This window comes from Pigmentiphaga sp. CHJ604, assembly GCF_036972535.1.
Classification (GTDB): Bacteria; Pseudomonadota; Gammaproteobacteria; order Burkholderiales; family Burkholderiaceae_B; genus Pigmentiphaga; species Pigmentiphaga daeguensis.
Genome location: NZ_CP136998.1, coordinates 4,547,181 through 4,570,260, shown reverse-complemented (window position 1 = coordinate 4,570,260; position 23,080 = coordinate 4,547,181). Strand labels below are relative to the sequence as shown.

At 63.2% G+C, this 23,080-nt stretch carries 20 protein-coding genes, 1 tRNA gene and 5 pseudogenes; 9 read left to right on the top strand and 17 right to left on the bottom strand.

Features of this window, described 5'->3' with window-relative positions:
- Positions 1 to 3: 3 nt before the first annotated feature.
- Both R4823_RS22010 and rarD read right to left on the bottom strand, forming a co-directional pair.
- Positions 4 to 1,629 carry a tannase/feruloyl esterase family alpha/beta hydrolase gene (locus R4823_RS22010; RefSeq protein WP_132979855.1) on the bottom strand — a complete coding sequence of 542 codons (1,626 nt, stop codon included), beginning with the start codon at positions 1,627 to 1,629 and terminating at the stop codon, positions 4 to 6.
- A gap of 141 nt (positions 1,630 to 1,770) precedes the next feature.
- Positions 1,771 to 2,691, bottom strand: coding sequence for an EamA family transporter RarD (rarD, locus tag R4823_RS22005; RefSeq protein ID WP_132979856.1), 921 nt, complete (start codon positions 2,689 to 2,691; stop codon positions 1,771 to 1,773).
- A gap of 187 nt (positions 2,692 to 2,878) precedes the next feature.
- Between rarD and R4823_RS22000 the strand changes: the two genes are divergently transcribed.
- Positions 2,879 to 2,952, top strand: a tRNA-Gly gene (locus tag R4823_RS22000).
- 238 nt (positions 2,953 to 3,190) lie between these two features.
- Positions 3,191 to 5,044, top strand: a complete 1,854-nt coding sequence (locus R4823_RS21995; RefSeq protein WP_087837879.1) for an integrase arm-type DNA-binding domain-containing protein — start codon at positions 3,191 to 3,193, stop codon at positions 5,042 to 5,044.
- Positions 5,045 to 5,091: 47 nt separating this feature from the next.
- Here R4823_RS21995 and R4823_RS21990 read toward each other — a convergent pair whose 3' ends face one another.
- Positions 5,092 to 5,718 (bottom strand): substrate-binding domain-containing protein, encoded by a 627-nt coding sequence (locus R4823_RS21990; protein ID WP_031754972.1) that lies wholly within the window; start codon positions 5,716 to 5,718, stop codon positions 5,092 to 5,094.
- A gap of 106 nt (positions 5,719 to 5,824) precedes the next feature.
- Here R4823_RS21990 and R4823_RS21985 point away from each other — a divergent pair, with 106 nt between their 5' ends.
- Complete coding sequence (locus tag R4823_RS21985) at positions 5,825 to 6,124, top strand: helix-turn-helix transcriptional regulator (protein ID WP_003282197.1); 300 nt, start codon at positions 5,825 to 5,827, stop codon at positions 6,122 to 6,124.
- 26 nt (positions 6,125 to 6,150) lie between these two features.
- Here the strand turns inward: R4823_RS21985 and mobH are convergent.
- From mobH to R4823_RS21970, 3 genes and pseudogenes are all read right to left on the bottom strand, one after another.
- A pseudogene (gene mobH, locus R4823_RS21980) lies at positions 6,151 to 8,002 on the bottom strand (MobH family relaxase).
- Positions 8,003 to 8,204: 202 nt separating this feature from the next.
- The gene (locus R4823_RS21975) at positions 8,205 to 9,125 is read right to left on the bottom strand and encodes a nucleotidyl transferase AbiEii/AbiGii toxin family protein (protein ID WP_087837878.1); all 921 of its coding nucleotides are present in this window, start codon (positions 9,123 to 9,125) and stop codon (positions 8,205 to 8,207) included.
- Positions 9,118 to 9,876, bottom strand: coding sequence for a type IV toxin-antitoxin system AbiEi family antitoxin domain-containing protein (locus R4823_RS21970; protein ID WP_164926676.1), 759 nt, complete (start codon positions 9,874 to 9,876; stop codon positions 9,118 to 9,120). The genes R4823_RS21975 and R4823_RS21970 overlap by 8 nt, the downstream gene beginning before the upstream one ends.
- Before the next feature lie 223 nt (positions 9,877 to 10,099).
- Between R4823_RS21970 and R4823_RS21965 the strand changes: the two genes are divergently transcribed.
- The gene (locus tag R4823_RS21965; protein ID WP_165963168.1) at positions 10,100 to 10,468 is read left to right on the top strand and encodes a DUF3742 family protein; all 369 of its coding nucleotides are present in this window, start codon (positions 10,100 to 10,102) and stop codon (positions 10,466 to 10,468) included.
- Positions 10,469 to 10,496: 28 nt separating this feature from the next.
- Here R4823_RS21965 and R4823_RS21960 read toward each other — a convergent pair whose 3' ends face one another.
- The 7 genes and pseudogenes from R4823_RS21960 to R4823_RS21930 all read right to left on the bottom strand — a co-directional run bounded on the left by R4823_RS21960 (position 10,497) and on the right by R4823_RS21930 (position 15,448).
- Positions 10,497 to 12,029, bottom strand: a complete 1,533-nt coding sequence (locus R4823_RS21960) for a conjugal transfer protein TraG N-terminal domain-containing protein (RefSeq protein WP_087837875.1) — start codon at positions 12,027 to 12,029, stop codon at positions 10,497 to 10,499.
- Between the two features lie 15 nt (positions 12,030 to 12,044).
- Positions 12,045 to 12,398 (bottom strand): hypothetical protein, encoded by a 354-nt coding sequence (locus R4823_RS21955; RefSeq protein ID WP_087837874.1) that lies wholly within the window; start codon positions 12,396 to 12,398, stop codon positions 12,045 to 12,047.
- A pseudogene (locus R4823_RS21950) lies at positions 12,395 to 13,552 on the bottom strand (integrating conjugative element protein); the annotation flags it as partial. The pseudogene R4823_RS21950 and the gene R4823_RS21955, both read right to left, overlap by 4 nt.
- Positions 13,549 to 13,809: pseudogene (locus R4823_RS21945) on the bottom strand (DUF3275 family protein); the annotation flags it as partial. The pseudogenes R4823_RS21945 and R4823_RS21950, both read right to left, overlap by 4 nt.
- Positions 13,810 to 13,863: 54 nt before the next feature.
- Positions 13,864 to 14,415 carry an STY4534 family ICE replication protein gene (locus tag R4823_RS21940; protein WP_087837873.1) on the bottom strand — a complete coding sequence of 184 codons (552 nt, stop codon included), beginning with the start codon at positions 14,413 to 14,415 and terminating at the stop codon, positions 13,864 to 13,866.
- A gap of 399 nt (positions 14,416 to 14,814) precedes the next feature.
- Positions 14,815 to 15,171, bottom strand: coding sequence for a hypothetical protein (locus tag R4823_RS21935; protein WP_132979857.1), 357 nt, complete (start codon positions 15,169 to 15,171; stop codon positions 14,815 to 14,817).
- A complete protein-coding gene (locus R4823_RS21930) occupies positions 15,158 to 15,448 on the bottom strand; it encodes a hypothetical protein (protein WP_087837872.1) in 291 nt (96 codons plus the stop codon). Before R4823_RS21930 ends, R4823_RS21935 begins: the two co-directional genes overlap by 14 nt.
- Positions 15,449 to 15,544: 96 nt before the next feature.
- On the opposite strand from R4823_RS21930, the gene R4823_RS21925 reads away from it, so the two are divergent.
- Positions 15,545 to 16,048, top strand: coding sequence for a helix-turn-helix domain-containing protein (locus R4823_RS21925; RefSeq protein ID WP_087837871.1), 504 nt, complete (start codon positions 15,545 to 15,547; stop codon positions 16,046 to 16,048).
- A gap of 38 nt (positions 16,049 to 16,086) precedes the next feature.
- On the opposite strand, the pseudogene R4823_RS21920 reads toward R4823_RS21925, so the two are convergent.
- Positions 16,087 to 16,806, bottom strand: a pseudogene (locus tag R4823_RS21920) (IS630 family transposase); the annotation flags it as partial.
- Positions 16,807 to 16,912: 106 nt separating this feature from the next.
- Between R4823_RS21920 and R4823_RS21915 the strand changes: the two are divergent.
- A pseudogene (locus R4823_RS21915) lies at positions 16,913 to 17,734 on the top strand (IS3 family transposase); the annotation flags it as partial.
- Positions 17,735 to 17,787: 53 nt separating this feature from the next.
- On the opposite strand, the gene R4823_RS21910 reads toward R4823_RS21915, so the two are convergent.
- Positions 17,788 to 19,142, bottom strand: a protein-coding gene (locus R4823_RS21910; protein ID WP_087837870.1) for an IS3 family transposase whose coding sequence is annotated in 2 segments (ribosomal slippage) — positions 17,788 to 18,677 and positions 18,677 to 19,142 — 1,356 coding nt in all. Because the reading frame shifts where the segments join, the coding sequence is not laid out codon by codon here.
- A 349-nt stretch (positions 19,143 to 19,491) separates the two neighbouring features.
- On the opposite strand from R4823_RS21910, the gene R4823_RS21905 reads away from it, so the two are divergent.
- Genes R4823_RS21905 through R4823_RS21895 form a run of 3 tightly spaced genes read left to right on the top strand, consistent with a single transcriptional unit; the run spans position 19,492 to position 21,813 of the window.
- Complete coding sequence (locus R4823_RS21905; RefSeq protein ID WP_087780731.1) at positions 19,492 to 19,878, top strand: transposase; 387 nt, start codon at positions 19,492 to 19,494, stop codon at positions 19,876 to 19,878.
- Positions 19,878 to 20,228 carry an IS66 family insertion sequence element accessory protein TnpB gene (tnpB, locus tag R4823_RS21900; RefSeq protein ID WP_087780653.1) on the top strand — a complete coding sequence of 117 codons (351 nt, stop codon included), beginning with the start codon at positions 19,878 to 19,880 and terminating at the stop codon, positions 20,226 to 20,228. The genes R4823_RS21905 and tnpB overlap by 1 nt, the downstream gene beginning before the upstream one ends.
- 31 nt (positions 20,229 to 20,259) lie before the next feature.
- The gene (locus R4823_RS21895; protein ID WP_087780652.1) at positions 20,260 to 21,813 is read left to right on the top strand and encodes an IS66 family transposase; all 1,554 of its coding nucleotides are present in this window, start codon (positions 20,260 to 20,262) and stop codon (positions 21,811 to 21,813) included.
- Here the strand turns inward: R4823_RS21895 and R4823_RS21890 are convergent.
- Together R4823_RS21890 and R4823_RS21885 are read right to left on the bottom strand one after the other, a co-directional pair.
- A complete protein-coding gene (locus tag R4823_RS21890; protein WP_132979858.1) occupies positions 21,762 to 22,181 on the bottom strand; it encodes a transposase in 420 nt (139 codons plus the stop codon). The genes R4823_RS21895 and R4823_RS21890 overlap by 52 nt on opposite strands.
- 78 nt (positions 22,182 to 22,259) lie before the next feature.
- Entirely contained in the window at positions 22,260 to 23,027 is a 768-nt protein-coding gene (locus tag R4823_RS21885) for a zinc-binding dehydrogenase (RefSeq protein WP_087837868.1), read from the bottom strand.
- Positions 23,028 to 23,080 lie beyond the last annotated feature (53 nt).

Sequence of the window (23,080 nt, the reverse complement as noted above, 5' to 3'; positions counted from 1 at the left end):
CCCTTAGCGGCAGATGTAGCTCGCCGCATCATCCGGGTCGCCCGTTCCCCGATAGGCCGCCTGTTTGGGATAGGCGCACAGCGGACGGGTTCTTTGTACCGATCCTTCCGCCATGCGCGAGGCGACGAAGTCGTCCGGCGGCTTGCCTTGTTCCACCCACCGGTCCATGAGAGCCAGAATGTCGCGGCTCGGATCCGGAGCCGCATCTCCATCCGCGCGCAAGGTGGTGGCGCCGGGGCCGCCGCTGCAGTGGCCCATGCCGGGAACCAGGAAGAGCCGGTAGAACTCATCGAGCGCGGCCTGGGTTCCTTGCGCGGCGAGTACGCGATCGTAGTAGCCGATGCTGTCGTAGGCACTGACCACCGGGTCGCTCCAGCCGTGGTAGACCATCAGCTTGCCGCCCCTGGACTTGAATGCCGACAGGTCGGCGCTGGTCTGGTCGACCAGTGGCGCGATCTTCGCATACGCGTACGAAACGTCGCGGTCGAAATCGAATGTCCACCAGTTCCACTGCGGATCGTCGAAAACCCAGTAACGCCAGAAATCGGCCCGCACCGGCTCGGTCGACCCCATGTAGCCTGACCAGCCCGATTCGCTGCCCACGGGCCAGCCGGGATAGAGCTGGGCCTTCGTGCGGGGATTGCGCGGACCCTGATAGATGTTCCGCGCGGCGCCAAGCTGGTCGGGTGTGAGGCAGTCCGCGGCATCGCCGGCGGTGCACAGCAGGCTGGCGACGTCGAACTTGTCCGCGGTGCACGCGCGAGGATCGTCGATGACGCCGTCCGCCACGCCATCCAGCGTGTCGCACGCCGCGACGGCGCGATCCGTGATGAGCCGCAGTTTGGCCGGCGTCAGGAACTGCGTGAGGTTGTCGTTGGCCGGACGGTTGGAGCGGAAGCGCCACATGAACTCGATGTTCAGGGCCGTGCGGTTATTGCCCGGCGCGCCGGCGATGATGCCGTCGAAATCCTCGGGGTAGCGCTGCGCCTCGGCGAATCCCTGGTGGCCGCCCGTGGAGCATCCCAGGTAATAGGCCCGACGGGCCGCCGTGCCGCGCAGCTCGGTCAGCAACTGCTTGCCGGCGACCGTGATCGCGTTGATCGACCGTGAGCCCCAATCGATGATTTTCTCGGGATTGCTCACACCCCACAGCATGTCTTCGGTCTGATGGCCGGTATCGCCGCCCAGGACGGCATAGCCTTGCCGCATGGCGTAGGCCATGTCGCCGTAGCTCAGCGCCGGGCTGTAGCCGCCATTGCCGGTCGCGACCAGCTTGCCGTTCCAGGATGCGCCTTCGGGCACCCAGAGCTGGAAATTGATCCGCGAACTGGCCGTGGGCGTGGCCACGGCGTCGATGCGGCAGAACGCGGGAACATCATTCAGGTCCTGGCGACTGTCGGAGGGGCGATAGGTGCCGGCGGGAACGGACGATACCGCCGTGATGCGCGCCGCGGGGATCCTGACATCGGCGAAGCTTTCCAGCTGGCAGGCGCGGGCAGCGGGCCCCGGCGGGGCGGGCGGCGTTCCGCCGCCGCCGCTGTCACCGTCGCCGCCACCGCAGGCCGCGAGCGAGGCGGCCAGGGCAAGCGCGAGAGGCAATGCGGCGCGTGCGGGAAGGGGGTATCCCATGACTTCTCCTTTGGTGTGGCGCCGCGCTCGTTGTCGATCTTGTGCGTGCGGCGAAATGGTGCGGAGCCTTCTTGTCCGCCGCACTCTATGCCAGGAGATTTCATTTGGGAATCCGAAAATTTACATGAATTGATCGATTGTTCAGGACAGTCGAGACGACGGACGATGACGTGCCAAGGCGATCCCTCCCTCGGCCACCAGGACCAGCACCGCCATCCAGATAGCCAGATAGGTCGGCCACTGCGCGGGAGCAATGGATTCGCCCAGCACTCCCGCGGCGACGACGACCAGCAGGACCGGCTCCACATAGATCAACAGGCCGAACAGCGTCACGTTCAGCTTGGGCGCCGACAGCGCCTGCAATCCCAGCGCCGAGGCACTGATGATGCCCAGGCCCAGGATGAGCCATGGCAGGCCGGGCGGCGCGTCCGCCGGCAGCGCATAGCCGCCCTGCAGGACGAAGAACACGCTGACGGGAAGGCCCAGCGTCATGTCCAGCCACAGCGACCCCAGGGTATTGGTATGGGTGGCGCGGCGCAGCCAGAAATAGCCCGGGTAGCCCAGGCACACCAGCAGCGCGGGCCAGGAAACGGTACCGACGATCGCCAACTGATAGACGATGCCCGCGAGCGCTAGTCCCCCGGCCAGCAGTTGCATCCGGCTGATGCGCTCCTTGAAGACAAGCCGTCCCAGCGCGACCATCGCGATCGGCAGCAGGAAATACCCCAGCGACACGTCGAGCCCGTGGCCGTTGACCGGCGCCCACATGAACAGCCAGAGCTGCGCGCCGAGCAGGGTCGCCGACAGCACGCGCTGCGCCCAGAAGAACCGCTGGCGGCGCACGCGCGCGGCAAGCTGGCGGATCTCATGCCAGCGCCCCATGGCCAGGACGAGCAGCGTCAGCGCCGGAACGGTCAGCAACATGCGCCAGCCGTAGATGGCCGCACCGTCCAGGGGGCGCAGCAAGGTGGTGTACGCGGACATCAGCGCGAACAGCGCCGAGGAGGCGACGTTGAGCAGGACGCCGGTGGAGGTGTTGACGGGGGAGGGCGGGGCGGTCATCGGGATGGAGAGGGCGCAGGCAGGGGATGCCGCGTGGTGGGGCGTCCAGGCAAGTGAGAATAACTACAATCTACAATATGAGGGCTTGCCCCTTATTTGCCGGCCTTCGAATTCGGGCTTAGAATTGCAGTCCTGCCGCGTCTGGCGGTAGTGCCTTCCGTCCAGGCGGTCAGCCCGGGCATCCAAGGCGGGTGTAGTTCAATGGTAGAACGGCAGCTTCCCAAGCTTCATACGAGGGTTCGATTCCCTTCACCCGCTCCACTGCATCATTCTGCGGACTTCCGCAGAAGTCCAAGAGAGTCTGCAAGTCGTTGCCGCACAAGGACTTTTCCTCTCTTTGACGTTCTGCCGTGGTCCACTGCGATCCGCCTACAGTCGGGACTTTTAAGTCCACAAACAAGTCCATTTTTGCGGGCGCAGCTGGTTCCGGATTGTTGATGGAGGGGCGAGGTCGACGTGACCAGCATCTGGTTCCTGACTCATGTTCAGGAGCAAGAGCATGGCACTCTCAGACCTGGCCGTTCGACAGGCCAAGGCAACAGGCAAGGCATACACCCTCCCTGACTTGGATGGCCTCTCCCTGGCCGTCACGGCTGCAGGGGGCAGGACTTGGCACTTCCGCTACTACTGGGCGGGCAAGCAGAAGCGGATGTCGCTCGGCACCTACCCGGAGGTGACGCTTCGCGAGGCCCGCAGCCTACGCGACGAAGCGCGCGCCCTGCTAGCCAAAGGCACCAATCCTCGCGTTCACCGCAAGCAGAAGCGCACTGCTGTCCGGCTCGCCGACGAAAACACCTTCGAGGCGGTGTATCGCAAGTGGCTCAAGCATCGCGGGCTCAGCCTCAAGGAAGGCCGGCAGACGACCCTCTCGATACTTCCGCGCATCTTCGACAAGGATGTGCTGCCCGCCTTGGGCAAGCGGTCGGTCTATGAGATCAAGCGTCCCGACCTCTTGGAGGTGATCGCCAAGATCGAGAAGCGCAAGGCGCTCTCCGTCGCCGAGAAAGTCAGGACGTGGTTCAACCAACTGTTCCGCTACGCGCTGGTGATCGTGCCGGGCCTGGAACAGAACCCCGCCTCCGATCTCGATGTGGTGGCGCTGCCACTGCCACCCGTCAATCACAACCCGTTCCTGCGCATGGCCGAGCTGCCGAAGCTGTTGCAGCGGCTACGCAGCTATCGCGGCAGGCGGCAGACCCAGCTCGGGCTGCGGCTATTGCTGCTGACCGGCGTGCGAACCGGAGAGCTGCGACAGGCGACGCCGGATCAATTCGATCTGGACCGTGGGCTGTGGATCATCCCGCCCGACGTCGTGAAGCAACTCCAGTTGGATATGCGCAAGAAGCGGCAACAGCCAAAGGACATCCCGCCCTACATCGTGCCGCTGTCGATTCAGGCCATGGAGATCGTCCGGCACCTGCTGGATGAGTTCAAGCCGGCCCAGCGCCACCTGTTCCGGCACGACAGCGACTTGAAGAAGCGCATCAGCGAGAACACGCTCAATGGTGCGCTCAAGCGCATGGGCTATCAGGAACGCCTGACGGGACACGGTATTCGCGGCACGATGTCCACTGCGCTCAACGAGATCGGCTACCCGAAGGTCTGGGTGGATGCACAGCTCTCGCATGTCGATCCCAACAAGGTCAGCGCGACCTACAACCATGCCGAGTACGTGGAGCAGCGTCGCCGCATGATGCAGGACTGGGCCGATCGGCTCGACCTCTTCGAGCAGAACCAGGTCGAGGCGGCCAGCATGCCGCTCACCGTGCATCTGGAAGGCGTGCCCGCATTCCCGAGTGAGCAAACCGCAAGCGCCCCCTCTACGCCGGTTGCCGCTTCGCCAATCCTGCTCGTGACGAAGCCGGGCGACGCCATGCCGTTGGTTTCTGCCGCCGCACATCGGCTGCCGGCGGTTCCGCCCCCTCGATCGGCCGCGCCGCTGGTGCCTTCGGACATTCAGCGCGAGAGGATGGAGCTGTTCGATGTCTTCGAGGCGCCGCACAACCTTCCCGTCGCGGCGTTTGCCAAGATGGCGGGCAAATCCCGCAGGTGGATCAGCTACGAGATCAAGGCGGGCAACTTGCTGGCGTTGAACGTAGGCAACCGCGGCCAGCGCGTGCCGGACTGGCACCTCGACCCACTCAAGCACGAGCTGATCCAGTCCGTCCTGAAGTTGACCAGGGGTGCGGACCCTTGGCAGATCTACCATGCACTGCTGCAACCGCGCTCGATGCTGCGGGGGCATTCGGCACTGGAGGGCGTGACGGCCAGCAATCTCGACAAGCTCGTCATGGCAGTGAGCACAGCCGTGAAGGAAAGCGAATGGACCCCGCCGCGAGTCGGGGTCGCATAGCAGCAGGAATGCGGGATCGTGGCGAAACCGCGATTCCCGCGCGTCTGTCAGGACACCAAGCGCGCGCGGCGGGCGAATCTTGCCTGGGTGTCCGACAAGGAAGCGTTGCGGCGCAGCAGGTAAGCCATCACGATCGTTGGTGCGCCGGCCAGCGGCCGCACGGCGATGCCTCGGCGTAGGTAGCTCGCCAGTCTCGCGGCAGGCGCAATGGCGATCCCGTACCCGGCGGCAACCAGCGTCATCGCCACATCGAATGTCTCCACCGTTTGCTCCCGCTCCTGCAGCGCGTTCTCGAACACGCGCTGCACGGTCATGCGCCATGGTTCATCGGCCGTGGACTGCGAGCAGATCAAGGGCTGCTTGAGCACTTCCTCGCACGGCACTTCACGGTAGGCCAGCAGGTGGGAGCGCTTGGCCACGGCGACCGCCAGCGTGTCATGCCACAGCGGCTCGCATACCCAGCCAGGCCACTGCCGGGCAACCGCAGACAAGGCGAAGTCGAAGCCGTCGCCCGGCAGCTCCGCGCCTCGAACGGGATCTGTCCATCCGGCCAGGACGGCATGGGTCTCCGGCTCTTCGGCACGCTGCAGGGCGAGCACGTCGGCGAGCTGGGGAGGCACCCATTCGCCGAGGACGGCCATGCGAATTTCGGCGGTGATGTCACTCGATTCCACGTCCAGCTCCCCCAAGGCGGTGAACTCGTGGCAACTGATCTCGAAGCCGTTGAATGAGTTAAGTTTAACGTGGTTTAAATCGTGACCGTGTTCGACGCTCTTGGCAATGCCAAAGCGTTCGATCCAAAGGGGCCGCCCCACCGGCACCACTACCTACGAAGCGGAACCAGCCATCGCGTTTGGGGCTGCCGTGCGGGAAGAAAGAACCAACCAGGGTATAGCTCAGGAAACGCTGGCCCACATGGCCGGCATCGAACGGTCGCACATGGGCAAGATCGAGCGCGGCGAGCATGTCCCCACGCTCCCTCTCATCCTCAAGATTGCCCGTGCGCTGAAATGCAGTTCCGCCCACTTGATGACTCTGACCGAAGCCAAGCTGGCGGAGTCGGCCCCATCCGCAGATTGAAGCCGGCCCGCACAGCGGTCGCATGCCTACGCCTGATCGTCGTCCTTGCCCCCAAGGGCTGAATCTTCGCGCTTTGCGGCCTCGTTGAGGAGCCGCAGGTATGGGTTGTCTGGCGGCGTCTCCTGGAACAGCGTATCCGGGCTGACGAGCAGGTAGCCGTGCAGCCGGCGCGACTTGCGCGGCCCCGTGACTTCGCAGGTCCAGATGTTCAGCCCGCTCGGCTGCTTGCGGTGCTGTCCCAGCTTCTCGAAGCGCTTCTGTACCCACTGCCACCCCTCCAGCTTCTCCTGCTTGGCCAGCGCGGCGACTTGAAGGTACTCCTGCGCGTAGCGCTGGAACACGCCGGGGCTGACGAGATAGGTCGTGCCGGCGACGGTATGCACCAGGGCCTTGGCGTCGTTGATGATGAGCTTGCGCGTCTGGATGCTCTGGCGCAGCCAGGCCATGAAGTGCGCCCCGGAGGGCTCCGTGCGATCCTGGGAAGGCGCGAGGCTCATCTGTGGCGTGGGGCACGGTCGAAGGGGCCGGCTCGGGCTCGGCGACAGGACAACTCGGGGTCTCCGGTGTTGTGGGCGGAGCGGTGTCGCCGAGCAGATCGAGCAGCGCGGCCACGCCGGTGTCCGTGGCTATGGATGCGATCGGCGCCGTGCTCGCGGGTGCAGCTTCGGTACCTTCCACGCGCGGCCCATCGGCCACCGCCGGCGCTAGCGGCGGCGGCTCCGCCTGTTCCTCTTCGACCTGCACACGGCCTGCGAACGGCGCCGGCCGGTCGGCGGCATCCCAGATCATCGCCGGCGAGAGTTTCAGGAAGGTGAAGGCGTGCGACCAGCCGGTTTCGCTCGTAATGGTCGCCCGCCAGATCGCCTTGCCATCCGGCGTCGGTTGCACGATGCCGTGATCCTGCAGCACGTTGAACACCGCCGTGTTGCTCGCCGGGATGCCGTCGATGCCCTGCGACAGCAGATGGGCGCGCAGCTTGTCGGAGACGGTCTTGCTCACCAGCCACAAGGCGTCTTGTGTCAGCCAACCGTCCGCCGGTCCGGCCTGGTTCAACTTGAACGCTTCCTTGAGCAGGTAGCGCAAGCCGTCGAGCAATTTGCGTTGCAGCGCATGTTTGGGCGCCGCCAGCGCCTTGCTGGGATCGCCGCCGAGTTCCTGGGCGACCGATGCCTGGTCGGCCTGCACGACCAGTTCGCCGAGCGTGCCGGCATGCTCGTACTGGCCGGCCAGCACGTACAGCAGCGCGGCCCAGAGGTCGGGATAGCCGCTGAGCCAGTCGAAGATGTCCCGATCGAGAAGGCGCGCGTAGAGCAGCCCGGTGGCGGCGCTGTGCAGGCGGTACTCACGCTCCTTTCGGTAACGGAAGCGGTAGGGCTTTCGCAGCGGGCCGTGCCAGGGATGCCAAACGCTGCCGTCGGCATGCTCGACGTGCAGATCGACCGCAATCTTGCCGATGTCGTGCAGCAGGGCCGCGTAGGCCGTGCCTGCGGTCCAGGCCTCGGCCTGGGCCGCCTGTGCCTCCGGCGTGACGCCCGCAGGCAGCAGGTATGACTGCCGCAATTTCAGCGCATAGGCGACGATCTCCAGGCCGTGGTCCAGCATGCCGCCCGGATAGGCGTGGTGGTGGCTCTCGGAGGCCGGGAACTGCTGGACCAGCTCGGCGTAGCGTTCCAGTGGGGCGAGGTAGAGCGTGGCGAACTGTCGGCGCGAGAGCGATGTGCGCTGCCAGATGTGCTCCAGCAGTTTCTGCCGACGCGGCGTGGCCAGCAGCGATGCGGCCGACTCCGGCCGCATCAACCCTTTCGGAGTTTCGATGGCGGAGGTGGGCGGTGTGCCGGTGGTGGGTGGCACCCGTTTGCGCTGGAACAGCGAGAGCATGGCGAACCCCGGATGACGGGCTGCTCGGGGCGCCTTTTGGCCTTTTCAGGATAGGGCCTTTCCCCTTGGCACCCTTCCTTTGCCCCTTCCCAGCCCTTTGGCCTTTGTCGGAAGCCTTTGGGTATAGGGCCGCTGCTTCGCGGGTGCCACGATGAATGCGGCATGGGGCAATCCCGGCAAGTGGGGCGCTGCGGGATGTTCGTCAGCTCTGGCCCAAGCCGGTGTCGAGGGCGGCGGATTGCGCTGCGAAGTCGTCGGGACGGCGCTTGCGGAAGGTTTCGAGATTGGCGAGCTTCCAGCGCAGTGCCGGCAGTTGCGCGGCGTGCTGGCACTGCACCAGCGACCAGTCCGGTTCTGCGCGCGCCAGCCCGCTCAGAAACTGCTTGTGCGCGGTGCTCAGTCGCCGTGGCAGCTCGCGCCGCAGCGTGGCGCGAGCGTCGAGCAGTGTCTCCAGGGAGCAGTCCACTTCGGTCATGCCGACAAAGGCCCGCTCGTACTCGCCGGCGATGTCCTTGTCGTTGCCGAACAGCACTTCGTGGGGTGGCCGGTTGTGACCCGCCAAATAGACCACGAAGCACTCGACCATGCCGTCGCTGATGTCGCCCGATTCGTAGAGCTGCCACACGTCGAACAGGTCGCGGGGGTGCTGTCGATCCAGCGCGGCCACCAGCTTGCTGGCGTACAGCTCGTCCGGTGCCAGAACCGGCAGCTCGAACTCGACGCCGAACAGATCGCTGGTCTTGGCGCTCAGCGGCCGCCGCTCGACGGGCAGCACGCTGCCGCGGAACACGACATTGACCTCGATCTTCACCTGGCTGGCGTCGTTCTCGACGATCAGCTTGGTGTCTCCCAGGTCCTTGGCGCGAACCAGGCGTGTCTGCACGCCCAGTGGCGCAACGCGCGTGGCGATGGCGGCCAGCTCCTGGTTGATGGCTTGCAGCGCTTCGTCGCGCGGCGTCTGCCACGGGAGGTACACCACGTCGATGTCCACCGACAGGCGCGGCATGTCCCGCACGAAGAGGTTGATGGCCGTGCCGCCCTTCATGGCGAAGATGTCGTTGGCGAACACATCGGGCGCGACGGCCAGCAGCAGGCGAACGGTGTCCGCGTAGGTCTTATCCATGAGGTCTCAGGCTCAGCAAGGTGCCGTCATCGAGCCGGCTCATCCAGCGCGTGTTGCTGCCGGTGCGAACCGGGTACTGCTCCAGCAGGGCATCGACATCCACGAGGCTGGTCTCGCGCGCCCAGGTGAGGAACAGGCGCACGGCCTTCACGCTGGCGCAGCAGGACAGCAGTTGCCCGAGCAAGTCCTTGCGGGGGGAACGCAGTCCATCAAAGATGTTGCGGGCCTCTTCGAGGCTCTGCTTGACGCCGGCTTCGTACAGCAGCTCCAGAACGGCTCGCTCGGAGGCAGCCACCCGCAGATCCTCGGGCAGGCCAGGCGGCGTGGTCAGGGTCTTGCTGGCCAGCGCCGTGTCCGGCCAGTCGAACAGGCGGGCGTGGACGTAGCGGGCCGGAAAGCGCGAGGTGAACCAGGCCGGCAACGCGAAACGACCGTCGCCCCACAGCACCAGCGTCTCCCGGCTGCCCAGGTTGTGCCGCACGCCCTGCAGGGCCAGGGCGCTCTTGCCGCCAACGTGCAGGCCGGGCACGCGCTGTTGCAGGAACTTCAGCGCACCGTAGACCCCGAATTCATCGTTCGGGAAGGCATAGACGCCGTGGGCCAGGCGCACGAGCCACCCGCCGTCGGCATAGTGGGCGGCGAGCTGGGGCGACACCCCGAACTGGCTCAGGGTGGCAAGGTCGAACGGCGCCCCGCGGGGGAGTCCCGCCTGCAGCCGCTTGATTACCTGGTGCCTAGAATTTCCATCCATGTTATAAAAATAACACAGAATCAAATCGACCCCTAGAGCCATTGCAAGAACGTGCATGGAAAGTAGTATAAGGTTTGATTTATCGTGCAGAATCTAATCGACCTGCGACCCGAGCCAACCCGGCTCTGCCGGCCGCAACCCGCCCTCCTGATCGCGGTCTATGCTGGAGGGCAGGCCACGACCGGCCGCTCCGCGAGGTGAGGCACCACTGAAGCCGAGGCATATGAGCATGACCACCAACACGCACAACGGGCGCTGGAGCCACCGGCTGGGCCGGGGGGCTGGCCGTGTCTGGCGTGGATACCTGCGCCGCGAGCAGCGTGTCACCGGCTGGCTGGTGACGCGCGGGATGCCCGCAGGCGCGGCGACGGCGGTGCTCTGGATCGTCAAGCTGGCCGTGCTTGGTGTGCTGCTCTACACCGTATCCTGGCTCGCCCTGCTGCTGGCCTTTGCGGTGGTCGCCGCATGGCTCGCGCGGAATGCCGATGAGGACGACGAGAAGCAGCCGGAACTTAGAGACGGACACTCGGGCGTCGGCCTGTACGACAAAGATGACTGGCGGATCGACATGGGCGATCCCGACGAGCCGTAGCTGTCGCATCAACGCGAGAACGTGCTCCTTACTTCGCCGCACCTTTCGATACGGCCGTCATCGCAAGGCGAGAGCCACTACCTCCAGCCGACTTCGCATCGGACGTGCCAGTGATGAGACCGCCCAGGAAGTTTCCAGCGCGAACTCCTGCCCATCCGAGTGCCATGACCCAGAACGTCGGCAGCACGATGAACATCATCGCCATGACGAAGTTGAGCAGCATGTCGCCAAAGGCGTTGTTCAAACCGATCAACGGATCGAAGTTCGTATGCGGCCTGTCCGCGCCAAACCCCCAGCCGTAGAGCGCGTCCAGGATCGTGCTGTCGATCCAGCGCGCGAGCTGGAACCAGAAGTCCACGAAGAACAGCGCGAACTGGACGCAGCTCACCGTCACCACCGTCTTCAGGTCGTAGGTGCCGATCAGCAGCACCAGCGGGATGCAGATGACCAGCGCCATCTTGAGCATGGTCAGCACCATCGGCAGCGCCTGGCGCACCACGTCCATCGCCGGAAAAAAGCCCAGCGAGCCGACGGTCAGCCCCAGGTCGCTCGCGCCGCGCGTGACGATGTTCGGCAGCGTCTTGTCGATCTGGCCGCCGTAGTCGGTGTAGACGGTGCCCTGGTTCATCTTCTGCTGCCTCGGCGAGACCACGGCGCGGATCACCGAGTCATTGACCTCGCTCTGCGACAGGAAGCCCACCCAGCGCCCGATGCGGGTCAGCAGGTCCGGGTCGACCTGTGCCAGCAGCCGGCTGCGCAGTCCCTGGCCGCCATCGGCCCACCACTGCCGGCAGGACGGATAGCCGCCGCCGCTGTCCACCTGTGCCAGCCCCGCATCGCGGGTCGCGTCGTAGGGCCAGGCCGTGCGTGGGGCCTTGGCGCGATAGGTGTCATAGAAGCCGGGCATGTCGAGGAAGTAACTCGACCCGATCCAGGTGACGTCGTTCATCTGCTCGTCGGAGAGCGTCGGCCGGTTCATGAACAGCTTGGCGCGCGACGGCCCGTAGCAGTCGTGCGTGAAGTCGGCGACCTCCTGTGCCAGCACCGGATCGTCGATGCGCGTGGCATCCACATCCATGCGAATCTGACGCAGGTCCGTGCCGCAGGGAATCGCCGCCACCGCGGAGGCCGTCACGGCTTTCGACAGCGCGTGCATGAAGAACCACCACACCGGCACCAGCGCGCTCTGGTCGTTGAGCGCCGTGTAGACGTTGGACCAGCCCGTGTCGTTGGGCAGCGGGACACTGACCTGGCATTGCGCGGAGCGCGTGGTGTCGAACTTGATCGTGGCGAGATCCACCGGGATGAACGGGATGCCGGCGAACATGATGACCACGATCGCCACCCACACCCGGTTCTCGATGCGCATCGACGACAGCACGCCCTTGTTGCCTTCGTCCGCACCTTCGCTGCGGGCATTGAGCCACTCCTGGATCACGATGGCCACGAACGGCAGCGCGAACACGCCGCTGGCCACGAGAATGCTCCAGATGCCGTTGTTGACCACCCAAGCCACCAGGGTCAGGTAATACTCCAGGTAGTCCGTGGTGTAGAGCGTCATGCCTGCCTCCGGGTCTCAGCCGTGCCGCAACAGTTGGCTGACTTCCAGCGCGACCACGGCGATCACGGCCGCGATCTCCGTGCGCAGCAGGCGCTGATGCGTCTCGCGGGACGGCTCCCGCCGCAACAGGCGCCGACGCATCCACCACCAGCCGTAAGCCGTCGCTCCGTAGAGGCACAGCCGCCACACGAAGAAGTGGCCGGCGTGCGCCTGCAGCCAGTGGTGCCAGCCCTCGACGCCGCCGACCACGTGGATGCCGGCGATGTTCACCGCCACCGCGGCGGCGGCCACCAGCAAGGTCCACAGCAGCGCCACGCCGACGCGGCGGTTGAACAGCCATGGCAGCCGCAGCCAGGCGAGCCGGCTCATGGCGTACCGCTCCGCGGCTTCTGAACCTCCCGCAGACGGTCGCGTGTAGTGTCGCCCTCGAAGACGCCACGCGAACCGGCCGCGCGGGTGCTGTGGCGCTGGATGATCGCCATCGCCGAGTTACCGGCCAGCGTGCGGCGCAGTTCCAGCTCGGTCTTGAGGTTGTTGATCTCCTGCTCCAGCGCGCTGTTCTCCTGCTCGACCGCTCGCACGGCCAGCTCGTTGGCGGCGACGTTCGGCTCCTTCTTGCCGGTCAGCAACGTGCGTTGCAGCAGCAGGGCCTTCTCCAGCACGCTGGACAGCGCAGCCTCGGACGCGAGGCGCCGGCCCAGCACGTCCTGGTCGGGTTCGTCACGCAGGGCCTCGATCACGCCGCGGGTGATTGGCAGCGAGCTGCTGCCGGCTGCGTCGAGATTGGCCAGCGTCGTCGGCCGGGCGCCCGTCACCAGTTCCTGCAGCGCCTGCAGCTTGGTCTCGTACTCTTCCTGGATCATTGGCGTCAGCCCGACGCCAGGCGTGGTCTGGGTCTTCGTGCAGTTTTCGCAGGTGCGTTGCTCGCGTTCGCCCAGCACGCGGTTCGCAAAGGCCGCGGCCGCGCCAGGCGACGACCAGGTCTGGCAGGTCAGGCGGTTGCCGCAGGCGCTGCGCGCGATCGACGAGGTATCGGTGGCGCTGCGCCCGTTGAGCAGGTTGTAGCCCGCGCGCGTCACGTCGCCGACCACCTTGATCGAACTCTGGCCGGAGCCGCCCGCGTTGCCGCCGCCGACCCAGGGCACGCCGTTGTTCCCCTTGTTGGACTCGGCCTGCTCGATGGCGGAGACGGCATCGGTGCTGCTGACCGCATCCCGCAGCGCCATCCCCTCGGCGAGCTGGTCCCAGCCGGCCTGGCCGCCGGCCATGTCCGCCATGCGATTGGCGATGGCCCGGCAGGTCATCTTCGAGCGGTCGAAATCCAGGCGCGCCTGCAGGATGCCGTTGGTGAGCAGGTTGTACAGGCCCGGGTCGGCGCGCTGGATGATCAGCGCCGGCAGCGAGGCCACGGCGCTGGTGGCGTTCTGGATCACGTTGCTCATGATCGTCTGGAAGCCGTTGGTGATGCCGTTGAGCTGGTTCTGCAGCGTCGTGGTGATGCTCATGTCGCCGCAGATCAGGTTAGGGCGTCGATGTTGGACAGCGTCATCCCGCCCAGATGGGCGCGGATCTCGATGACCATGCGGCCGTTGGCGTTGTACGTGGCGGGGCGAATCTCGACGATGACGAAATCACCGTCGTACTTGCCCTCGCAGTACTGATCGAGTTCGGCGTTCTTCACGACGAACTCGCCGATCGAGGTCGCCAGGCGGCCGACGTTGAAGTCGCCGTTCCTGCCGTGGATGGTCTTGATGGCCAGTTGGCCGGGGATGGTGATCATGAGGTCTCCTGCTGACGAAGAGAAGACAAGGCCCCGGGGATGGGGCCTTGCGGATCAGAACGACTCGGCAGCGGCCGATGCGGGGGCATCGGCTGCGTCGTCGGCAGCATCGGCGACGGACTCGGAAGGCTCCGGTGCCGAGGCTTGCTGCGCAGCGGGCGCGTCGGACGTCACAGGGACTTCCGGGTCGCGCTCGTCGGTCTCGGTCGGCTTGGGTTCGGCCTTGTAGACGAGCTTGCCGTCGACCTTGATCCAACTGACGAACAGCAGGCGGGCCTTGAGGCTCACCCCCTGCTCGCCGGCACGCTTGCCCTTGGAGTAGGTGAAGGTGTCGGTCCACAGGTCGCCCAGGCGGAAGCCGATCATCACCTTCTTCTCGGCGTCGACCGCCTGAATGCAGCGGCGCACCAGGTGCTGCGCTTCCGATCCCGATACGCGCGTGTCGAAACGCACATACGAGACGTCATCGCTGGGACCGTTCAGGGCTGCGATGTCGCAGGCTAGGAACGCATCGCCTTTCTTGGGCTTCACTTCGCGGATGCGATTGAGGTACCCGAGGCCGGTGATGTGCAGATCGAAGTAGGACTTTTCGGTGGAAGTGGTCATGGTGAATCTCCTGGGAACAATGAGGCGGAGACACACCCGACCCAAGGCGGGGAAGGTGTGGAACCCCCGCGTGGGTTGATGGAACAGCTTGGTGGCATCGCCATCGAGAACCGATGGCCGTTCGCGCATGGATGCCGGTGCGAACTGGTGTGATCAACGCGGTCGGAACCGCGTCGTAGCCTTGAGGATCATGGCTACCTGGGCATGTTGCTGACGGCGGTCAGCGGAACACGGCATCAGCCTGTCATTCTTCAGCGTTAAGGGCGAGAGGAAATCAGCATCGAAGTCCAACCCGATTCGTCTCGCCATCGCTTCCTCGAAAAGTGAGGGTTGACGAAATACGGTCGCCATTCGTGACGGGAGGTGGTAACTCCGTCCGGTGCATCCAACAGTCCAATGTCAGCTTCCGCAGCCACACGCTCGAGGCTCTGTAGCCACGCTATGAGACGGGAGCAGGTGCGCGAACAAGGCATGGGCGCCGCTGCGAGCTTCGGCCGGGGCGGTAATGGTCACCGAAATACCAAGTGCGGTATCGGCCATCGCAAAACTGAGGAAAGCGCAGCACGCTTGCTCTTGCCGGACCAACTGTTCGACCTCCTTCTTTGCATCAAGGCGATAGAGGAAGTGTGCGGTGTCGCCTTCAAGCCGGTGGGCCACGAGCGAGGTCTCGGTCAGCTGGGAAATCCACGCTGCACGGCTTTTGAACTCGTTCGGCGTGAGTGTGCAGGCAATAGGCGCAGGCTTACTGGCATCCATGCTTTTTCCCTTCGTCAGGAGCGGAAGTCGCGCTGGATCCGCAACCGCCCGGCGCGGCCGGGCTCGGCTGGGGAGTATGCTTGCCGATCTTCCTAGCGAGCATCAGCAGCCCGGGGACGGCCAACAGAAGCAGGAACCACGGCGAAAAGACCAGACCAAGGGTCGTCGCCCCGGTCCAGGCCAGCAGCGGGCCCATGAAAAGCGGCGCGGGGCAGCAGGCGGCGCAGGCCGCCGCAGTGCCGCCTATCAGCCCGTATTTCTTCAGAACATTCTTCATCGTTTTCTCCTTTTCGCACCCGCATTGATAGGTACTTGCGCTAACTGTAGATCCTCATGTAACTTGAGGATCAATTACTTTTTGAGCAAAAAGCCGATGAAAAATGACAACTTGTCGATTGGTGCCTTGGCCAAGCAGGTGCAGTGCACGGTGCCGACGATTCGCTACTACGAAGAGATCGGATTGCTGCCCCACGCTACGCGTGCTGCCAACGGTCGCCGGTACTATGGCGACGCCGACTACAAGCGCCTGTTGTTCATCAAGCGCTGTCGGGATTTCGGGTTTCCCATCGAGCAGGTGCGCAACCTGGTTAGCCTGTTTGAAAATGGAGACCGCTCATGCGTCGAAGTGCGCGACGTAGCGCAGGAACATCTGAACGCGGTCAGGGCGAAGATCGCCGAGTTCCGGCAACTGGAAGCAAGCCTTGAAGACTTTGTGGAAAGTTGCGACAGCGCCTGCTGCGGCGGGACGACCAGAGACTGTACGATCATCGAAGACCTGTCTTCAACCTCCAGTGCCATTGCGGCAGGTTGCGGCGGTGGCGCTTCAATGGGAGTTCCCGCAGACGCCTCCGGCTTCGTCAGCTTGAAACGCGGCTGAAGTCCGGCGCGCATACAACCCTCTGTCGACGGCGTTACTCAGCAGTCGCGAATATAGGCGACAGATGGGGTATTGAAGAATGAGCGTACAAGGTCCGGCTGATTCTGAATTTCAGAAAGCTGTTTGGTGATTTTCTCTTCAAGCTTTTCTCCCTTTTGCAGCGGGCGGCGTGCGACGCCCGTTCGCTTGACGTGGCTCCACACCAGTTCGTCCGGATTGAGGTCGGGCGCATAGCCGGGTAAAAAATGCAGTGTCAACTTTCCCTTGGTCGATGCTACATATTCGCGCACACAAGCCTTCTTGTGTGCCGGCAGACTGTCGAGCACGAGATGCACCGGCCGTTTGCGATGGCGCATCATCTTCCGAAGCAGTACGACAAACAATTCCGCGTTCAAAGCGCCGGCGTACGTGCAAAACCAGAATGCGCCTTTGGCGTTGACCGCAGAGGTGGCGCTGATCGATTGCCGCTGGCCGGGACGCTCAACCACGGGTGTCTGACCACGCACGCCCCAGGTCTTGCCATGAACCGCATCGGCGCGAAATCCGGATTCATCCCAGAAGAACACGTCCGCCTTCTCCCGCTTGGCCGCTTGCGCAATCGCTGGGTAGCGTTCACGCTGCCATTGCTCGATCGCCTCCGGGTCGCGCTGGTAGGCGCGCTGCAATGGCTTTTGCGGTGTCAATCCCAGCTTCGCCAGCAGTTCCCCTACTGTCGTCAGGCCCAGCGTCACCTTGAACTTCTTCTCGATCAGGTCCCGACTGGCAGAGACTCCCGAAGAGATGCAGGCAACGATCGATTGCACCGATCCCGCGCTGGTGACCATCGACCTGATGCGCAAGCGGGTGCGCACCGCCCCCGGCTGGGCCGCGCGGCTGCGTGATGCGTCACGACGCAGCGACCGCGCCCGCCGCGACGAACAGCTCATGCCGCAAGTCCAGCGGGTCTGGCAGGAGAACCATCGCGTCTACGGCGCTGACAAGGTCTGGCGGCAACTGAACCGCGAAGGCGTGGCGGTGGCGCGTTGCACGGTCGAACGCCTGATGCGCGCCCAGGGCCTGCAAGGCGTGCGGCGCGGCAAGCGGTTGCGAACGACCATCGCTGATGACGCGGCCAGTCGCCCGCTGGATCGGGTCAACCGGCAGTTCCGGGCCGAGCGGCCGAACCAGCTATGGGTCTCGGACTTCACCTACGTCTCGACCTGGCAGGGCTGGCTATACGTGGCCTTCGTCATCGACGTCTACGCCCGGCGCATCGTCGGTTGGCGCGTGAGCAAATCGATGACGACGGACTTCGTGCTCGATGCGTTGGAGCAGGCGTTATACGCCCGCCAGCCCGGCAATGACGGTTCTCTGACCCATCACTCCGATAGGGGATCGCAATACGTGAGCATCCGATATAGCGAACGGCTGGCCGAGGCCGGCATCGAACCCTCAGTCGGCAGCCGTGGCGACAGCTACGACAACGCCTTGGCCGAGACGATCAACGGTCTGTACAAGGCCGAGTTGATCCATCGTCGTGCGCCCTGGAAAAGCCGGGAATCCGTCGAGCTGGCCACCCTGGAGTGGGTCGCCTGGTTCAACCATAAACGCCTGCATTCATCGATCGGCTATATTCCGCCGGCCGAAGCTGAGGCAAACTACTACAACCAACTCGGCAGAATCGCCGACGAGGCTGTTTTACTTTAACCAAACAGTCTCCGCGAAACTGAACTGACCCCCAAGAGTTGGACGGTTAAGTTTTAATGGGATACTGCCCGTAGCCGATATTCCATTGGACTCATTCCGCCAAGCTTGAGTTTGATACGGTGCCGGTTGTAGTAGTCGATGTAGCGCCTCAGGCCCGCATTCAGTTGCTCGATATCGTCGAAATCGGAGAGATGGAAATACTCGGCTTTCAAGGTAGCGAAAAAGCTCTCCATAGCTGCATTATCAAAGCAATTCCCCTTTCTCGACATACTTTGCTTCATGCCGTATCGGGCTAGGGCCGCTTTATACGGCTGCATCCGGTAGTGCCAGCCTTGGTCGGAATGAAGTAGGGGACCGTCCGTCCCTGTGCATTTCCTTGCGGCTTTCTTGAGCATATTAATGACCAGTGAGAAATCGGGTCGATTGCTGGTCTGGTAAGCCACGATTTCACCATTGTATAGGTCCATAACCGGCGACAGATACAGCTTCTTGCCTGCCACGGCAAACTCGGTCACGTCCGTCACCCATTTCTGGTTTGCTTGCGATGCAGCAAATTCGCGGTTCAGAGAGTTGGGGGCAGCCTCACCGAGTTCGCCCCTATAAGACCTGAACTTCTTTGCGCGCACGCGCGATTTCATGCCCATTTCACTCATAAGTCGCTGTACGGCCTTATGATTGACCAGATGGCCATCACGACGGATAGTCGCCGTGATGCGACGATAACCATACAGGCCGCGATGTTCCGCATAGACGGCCTGAATTTTCGCTTTGAGCTCGTCATGTCGACCAGGCGACCGCAAAACCTTGGCCTGATAATAAAACGTGCTACGGGGCAGTTGCGCAACATGCAGCAAGTCTGTCAAGGGAAATTCATGCCTCAGTTCCAGCACTATTTGCGCCCTTTCCGCTGCCCCAATTTCTTCGCTAGAACCAAGGCACTGACTTTTTTTAAGTACGCGACCTCCGCGCGTAACCGTTGATTCTCGCGCAGTAGTCCGTCTTCCGCTGACAGCTCAGATCCTGGCGACCGAGGCGACCTCTTTTTCTTTGTCGACATCGAATGGTCCAATGATGGAAGGCTCTGCGGCGCACGAAGCTCGCCGCGTTCATGTTGTTGCTGCCATAACATGATGCTATGAGGGTTACCGATATTGTAAATAGCGCCAAGCTCACGGTAAGACAGATTTTCAGCTGCCCTACGGTGCAGCACTTCCAGTTTGAACTCTTGTGTGTATCGGCCGCGCTGACGCACGAGACCGGCACTGCCATGGTGTTGGTATGCCGCCACCCAACTTCTGACGAGGCTGTTAGCGATGCCGTATTTGGCTGCGAGGATTTTGTATCCCCCTTTGCCCGCGAGGTAGTCACGAACCACTTTCAGTTTGAACCTGAGGTCGAATTTCCTCATATGCCCTCCAAGGTTGTGTCCAACTCTTGGGGGTCAGTTCAAACCCGGGGCGGTTCAAACAATTTCGCAATGGTCTCATCGCGCGAGACTAACATGCGCTGGAGCGTATCGATATCGTTAGGCAGAGTGTTGGCGGGCATGCTCGCCAGTATAAAGTAACGCTGCAGTCCTGGAGAGTGATTTGCCCGGCATCAGGCAGCGCAAAACCACACGCAACTGGATGGGATCGACCTTGCCATGCACCCGCACAAATGTGCCGTTCAATGTAAGCGCTCAATAACCCACGCCCTATCGAGTTAGCGCAAAATGCTTGATGCTTGCGTCCGCCACGAACTTTGCGGACGCAAGCATGACGATAGAATCCTTAGACCTGTTACCGCTACGGCCTGTGCGAGTACGCAGTAACGGCAGGCGAGACTTTGACCCCGAGGACAAGCGCCGGCTGGTGCAGATGTGTCTGGAGTCCGCGATATCGGTCTCGGGCATGGCGTTGAAGGCTGGCGTCAATGCCAATCAGCTACGCAAGTGGATTGACCGGTACCAACCATCGTCAGCGGGCGCAGATTCGGCATTGACGCCTTTTGTGCCGGTCCAAACGTCTATGCCGAACCAGCCGTCAGTGGCGGCACTCAGTGCCAGGCTGCCCAATGGCGCGGTACTGGAATTATCGTGCGCCGTGGCGGCCGATACTGGCCTGTTCAAGGCCCTGATCGAAACGCTGTGGAATCAGCGCTGATGCTTCGCTTCGATTCGGGGCTGAAGGTCTATTTGCATCGCGAGGCAGTCGATTTTCGGCAATCCATCAACGGCTTGGCGGCCTTGGTCGAGCAGGCGTTGGGGTTGGATCCGTTCTCGGCCGCGATTTATGTGTTTCGCAACCGGCGGGCAGACCGCATCAAACTGTTGCTGTGGGAACGCAACGGATTCTGGCTGCTGTACAAACGCCTGGAGAAAGACCGCTTTGCCTGGCCACGCCGCGAAGCGGTTGCCACACTCAGCGTTGAGCAGTTGCATTGGCTGCTCGATGGCATTGATCTGGAGGCGGTGCGCCGTCATCCCGAACGCGCGTATCATCGAGCCTCGTGAACGCCGTGCTCTGGCGGCGGTCTAATCCCCTATGCCGAAGACTGTCACCATCACTGCCGAGGAGTACGAAGCGCTGCGCGCCAGCCAGGCCGCGCTACGTGTGGTGACGGTCGAGCGGGATCTGTTAAAGGAACAGCTAAAGGCCTTCCAGCGCAAGCTGTTTGCCGCCAAGAGCGAAGCTCGCGGGTCGGAACAAAAGGACCTGTTCTTTAACGAGGCGGAATGTCTGGCGCCGACCGCAGCCATCGCTGCAGCGCAGGAGGATGACATCGGCTCGAGCGTTGCCGTTGCCTGTCACTCCCGAGCCAAGCGCGGACGCAAGCCGCTGGACCCCGCACTGCCACGTATTGAGATCCGCCACGAACTGCCCGAGTCCGAGCGGGTGTGTGCGCACGATGGCCAGCCGCTGGTCGAGATTGGCGTCGAGATCAGCGAGCAGTTGGATATCGTGCCGCAGCAGGTTCGCGTTGTGCAACATCAGCGCGTCAAGTACGCCTGCCCGTGCTGCGATCAGAGCATCAAGACTACACCGGCTGCGGCTCGCATCATCCCGAAGGGATTGTTGACCGAGTCGGCACTGGCGTGGTGCATTACCGCAAAATACCAGGATGGCTTGCCGATTTACCGGGTCGCGGGCTTGCTCAAGCGCTTCGGTGGAGACTTGTCGCGTGCCACGCTGGCTGCCAGCACGGTGCGTGCCGGCCATGCCGTGCAACCGGTGATCAACTTGATGCGTGATCACCTGTTAGAGGCCGACGTGCTGTATGGTGATGAAACGACCGTCCAGGTGCTCAAAGAGCCTGGTCGGGCGGCACAGAGCAAGAGCTTCTTGTGGGCGCAGATGAACGGCTCGGACCCACCCGTGCGATTGTTCACCTATAGCCCGACGCGCAACACCGAACAGGCGGCAGCCTTGTACGCCGGTATCCGGCCGCACGCGGTGCTGATGACCGATGGCTACGCGCCATATGACACGATTGCTGATCGCTATGGGCTGGTGCACCTTGGGTGTTGGGCCCACGCCCGGCGGTATCTGATCGAGGCCCAAGAGGCGGTGCCCGCAGCACAACGCGCGACGCATCCGGTTGCAGGATTCGTCGAACGCATTGGCAAGTTGTTCGCCGTCGAAGCGGCGGGCAAAGCGATGACGCCTGGACAGCGGCAGAAACTGCGCCACGAAAAGAGCCGGCCTATCCTCGCTGAACTCGAATCGCTGCTGCTGCAACATCTGCACAGCGTATTGCCCCAAAGCCTGTTCGGCAAGGCGTTGCATTATCTGCACGGGCAATGGCCCAAACTCATTCGCTACGTCGATAACGGCTCCTGGCCGATCTCGAACAATCCGTGCGAAAACGCCATCCGTCCGTTCGTCGTCGGACGCCGCAGTTGGCTATTCTGCGACACGGTGGCAGGGGCCAAGGCATCGGCGAATCTATACTCGCTCGTGGAAACGGCAAAAGCCAATGGGATCGATCCGTACGAGTATCTCCTCGTCCTGTTCAAGGCGCTGCCGCATGCGCGAACCGTTGATGATTACGAGGCGCTGCTGCCCTGGAAGATTGCGTCGGCTACCGCGCCGTGCTGATACGCTGAAAAGACTGATCGAGCGGTGTTGAATGACCGCTTACCGTTCAATTCGATCTCAATGCGGCTGTCCGTACCCAGTGTCGTCTCAACCGGCGACGGCCCGGCCCGATCAGTGTGAGTCGCCTTTGTCCGGACATCCGATACCGTCACCGGCACCAGCGTGCAGCCTTCTTCGGGCCCGAACAACCCGGCCCGCAGCTCACGGCGCCACTTGAACACCATATTGGCGTTCAATCCATGGGCCAAGGCCACCTTAGCGACCGAGACATCCAGCTCGCATGCCGCCATAGCTACCTCACGTTTGTAGGCCTTCGGATAATTGAGCCGTCCCTTGCGGTTAGAGGGCCGCACTTCACTCGTGGACATAGTGATCCCCACTACTTTTTGGTGGACACCACTTTGGCTCTTTCCGGTTGCTCCGACTAGGCGGCCTTCACGTGACGCTTACATAACAGGGTGGACCCTAATTGACGCACCCTGCCCGGGGGACAAATGCACTACGCGACCTCGCCTGGCCAACGCTTGCAGGTTTTGTTCGGCATAACGCCCGGCAGCCATGTCGAGAATGACGTCGGCGCCATCGGTGCTCGCGGCCCGTATACCCGCAACCCAATCATCGCGCGTGTAATTGAAGGCTTCGATAGCCCCAAGCTCGCGCGCAACGGTGCATTTTTCATCGGTGCCGCAAGTGACGAAAACCTGGTGACCCAAAGCCGTGAGCAATTGAATGGCAATGGTACCGACGCCGCTGGTGCCGCCGTGAATCAGCACCACCTCCCCGGCTCTCATGCCGGCCACGTTAAAGAAGTTATGCCATATCGTGAACAAGGCTTCCGGAAGCGCTCCGGCTTCCAGCAGGCTCATGCCGTCGGGAATCGGCAAAGCGTGCGACGCCGGCATCGTGGCGTAACGGGCATACGCCCCGCCATCCACCAGGCCGCAAACCTGATCCCCTACGTTCCACCCCTTTACACCTCTGCCCACGCGTACAACGGTGCCGGCAAGCTCCAGGCCCGGAACATCGGGCACACCCGGCTCTGGACCGCGACGCCGCTGATTGACGTCGTGACGGTTGATACCGGCAGCAGCGACGGCCACCAACAAGTCGTCGTCGCCGCAACGTGGGACATCGCGGGTAGCAAGCTTCAAAACGTCGGCATCGCCGGGGGCGGAAATATGTATGACTTCGTGCGTGGCTGGGATCGTGCTCATGATTACGTCGGAATACGAGTCGGGATTCGGTGTTTGTATCACGGAACCCCGGG